This is a genomic window from Caldisericota bacterium, assembly GCA_034717215.1.
Classification (GTDB): Bacteria; Caldisericota; Caldisericia; order Caldisericales; family Caldisericaceae; genus UBA646.
Genome location: JAYELD010000026.1, coordinates 1 through 2698, shown reverse-complemented (window position 1 = coordinate 2698; position 2698 = coordinate 1). Strand labels below are relative to the sequence as shown.

Genomic DNA, 2698 nt, shown 5'->3' with positions numbered 1-2698 from the left:
AATATCCGTATTTTGCCATATAACATTTGTCGCTCTTCTCAGAGCATGGTCTATTGTTCCACATGCAGATGTCATATTGGTAATACGGTCTATTAAAATTAAGCTTCCTATCGATTTATTGTTTTTGAATTTGTCAAATACCATGTTCTCAGATAGAGAAATATCACAAGTTGCCATTTCATTCTTAAATAATCTTTCTGCTTGAATATGTTTTCCGGTATTGATATCAATTTTATGTTTAATACTCATAACCATAGCAGGTAATGTTTTGGTTCCTACCTTTACCAGATAGTTTCTTCCTGCTATTAGTTCTCTATCATCCATCCAAAGAATAGTGGCTGTAAACATATCAGCTATCTTTAAATCCTTATCTTTTGCTAACACACACCCTCTTGATACATCAACTTCTCTATCAAGTTGGATGGTAACAGGTTGCCCGGTAATAGCAGATTCTGTTGACTTATCCGTAACATGGATACTTTCAACCTTTGCCTTTTCATTACCAGGTAATAAAACAATTTCATCACCAACATTAATGGCTCCGGATTCAATCTGGCCCTGAAAGCCTCTAAATGCATGATTAGGACGGCTTACTCTTTGTACCGGCATAATAAATCCATCGCTCTTAGAATCCCCCCTTACATCTATCTGTTCTAAATATGATAATAATGGAAGTCCTTCATACCAGGATGTATTAGAAGATTTCCTGGTAATATTATCCCCTTCTGTAGCTGATACCGGTATAACCTCAATACTTTCTAATCCATAGTCAGCTGTAAAGCTTAAAAATTCTTTCTTGATTTCGTCAAATCTATGTCTATCATAACGGATTAAATCCATTTTATTTACAGCGAGTACAATATGCCCAATGCCCATGAGAGAACAGATTCTCGCATGACGTTTTGTCTGAATAAGAACACCTTGTGTTGCATCGACCAGAATAACGGCTAAATCCGCAAAAGAAGCTCCTACAGCCATATTTCTGGTGTACTGCTCATGTCCCGGGGTATCTGCTACAATAAATGAACGATTTTCAGTTGTGAAATATCTATAAGCTACGTCAATTGTTATACCCTGTTCTCTTTCTGCCATTAAACCATCAAGTAGTAGAGAGTAGTCAATTTCCCCTTCTCTGCTGCCAACTTTACTATCAAGTTGAAGCATCTTTTCTTGGTCAGCAAAGAGTAGTTTGGCCTCATAAAGCATATGCCCAATGAGGGTAGATTTTCCATCATCTACACTGCCACAGGTGAGAAATTTCAATAAACTCTTCATCTTAGAAATACCCCTCTCTTTTACGTCTTTCCATACTGGCAGCTGCTTCTTGATCGATTACACGACTTGTTCTTTCTGAGGAGATTGCACCAAGCGTTTCTTCAATAATTGCATCTAATGTATCTGCTTCTGATTCAATACCACCTGTTAGCGGATAACACCCCAGAGTTCTAAAACGTACCTTTTTCATTACAATTTTTTCTCCGGGTAGGAGTTTCATCCTATCATCATCCACCAAAATGATATTTCCATCCCGATATACAACAGGTCTTTCTTTGGCAAAATATAATGGCACAATTTCAATCTTTTCCCTTCCAATATACTGCCATATATCTTTTTCTGTCCAGTTAGAAATAGGGAACACCCTCAGACTCTCGCCTTTATTAATTCGAGTATTATATAGTTTCCACATTTCCGGTCTTTGGTTTTTAGGATCCCAGGCATGTGCGCTGTTTCTAAATGAGAAGATTCTTTCTTTTGCTCTGGATTTTTCCTCATCTCTTCTTCCACCGCCAAAGGCTACAGTAAAACCATATTTATCAAGTCCTGCCTTTAATGCTTCTGTCTTCATAATATCAGTATAAGCAGAGCCGTGATCAAAGGGATTGATTCCTTTTTTAACGCCCTCCATGTTAGAGTAAACAAGCATCTCAATACCAAGCTCTTTAGTTTTTCTATCCCTGAATTCAATCATTTCTTTGAACTTCCAGGTTGTATCAATATGCATGAAAGGAAAAGGTGGTTTCTCTGGATAAAAGGCCTTCATCGAAAGATGCAGCATAACAGAGCTGTCTTTACCGATACTATAAAGCATAACCGGCTTTTCGCATTCTGCAACCACTTCCCGAATAATATAAATTGCTTCAGCTTCAAGCTGATCAAGATGCGTAAGTTCTCTCATACATACCTCCAACTTAGACCTAAATATTTTCTTCTCTATTAACTATGTAAAATCTTTTCCACTTCTTTTTGTATTTGCATTTATTTAGTGCCCGTTAAACCTGAAGACTGGTCGGACAAGTAAGATAAAAACAAAAACAAAATATAATCAGATTATCTGCCAATTAATGTTCAGGATGTGAACTTAGGGATATTATAATATATGTGGGGGAGAAATGCAAGGGGAAAACAGTATCGAGTATCGAGTATTGAGTATCGAGTTAAGAAAAGATAAAGAAGGTTGCAAGATCAAGATGCATACTAGCGTAGAGCGTACAGCGTTTAGCGTATAGGTGCGGGTTATAAGTGAAAGAGAAAGAAAACAAAAGATAGGAGTCAGAAGTCAGGAGTCAGGAGTCAGAATAAGGAAAAAAGAAAGAGAAGATAGGAGGCAGAAGTCAGGAGTCAGGAGTCAGAATAAGGAAAATGCAGGGAAGAAAAAATTAACAGCTCCTGTAGGACAGGCGATCTTATTACTAAACGA

Annotated in this window: 3 protein-coding genes; 1 reads left to right on the top strand and 2 read right to left on the bottom strand. The window is 37.4% G+C overall.

The window, feature by feature from the left end; translation table 11 throughout:
- A partial coding sequence (locus U9Q18_01375; protein MEA3313006.1) for a GTP-binding protein occupies window positions 1–1275 on the bottom strand: 1275 nt, incomplete at its 3' end.
- A gap of 1 nt (window position 1276) precedes the next feature.
- Window positions 1277–2176, bottom strand: coding sequence for a sulfate adenylyltransferase subunit CysD (gene cysD, locus U9Q18_01370; protein ID MEA3313005.1), 900 nt, complete (start codon window positions 2174–2176; stop codon window positions 1277–1279).
- A 331-nt stretch (window positions 2177–2507) separates the two neighbouring features.
- Here cysD and U9Q18_01365 point away from each other — a divergent pair.
- A partial coding sequence (locus U9Q18_01365) for a hypothetical protein (GenBank protein MEA3313004.1) occupies window positions 2508–2698 on the top strand: 191 nt, incomplete at its 3' end.

Bases quoted from the DNA above. Each gene is read 5' to 3' on its own strand.
- cysD (MEA3313005.1), bottom strand. From the start codon at position 2,176: ATGAGAGAACTTACGCATCTTGATCAGCTTGAAGCTGAAGCAATTTAT.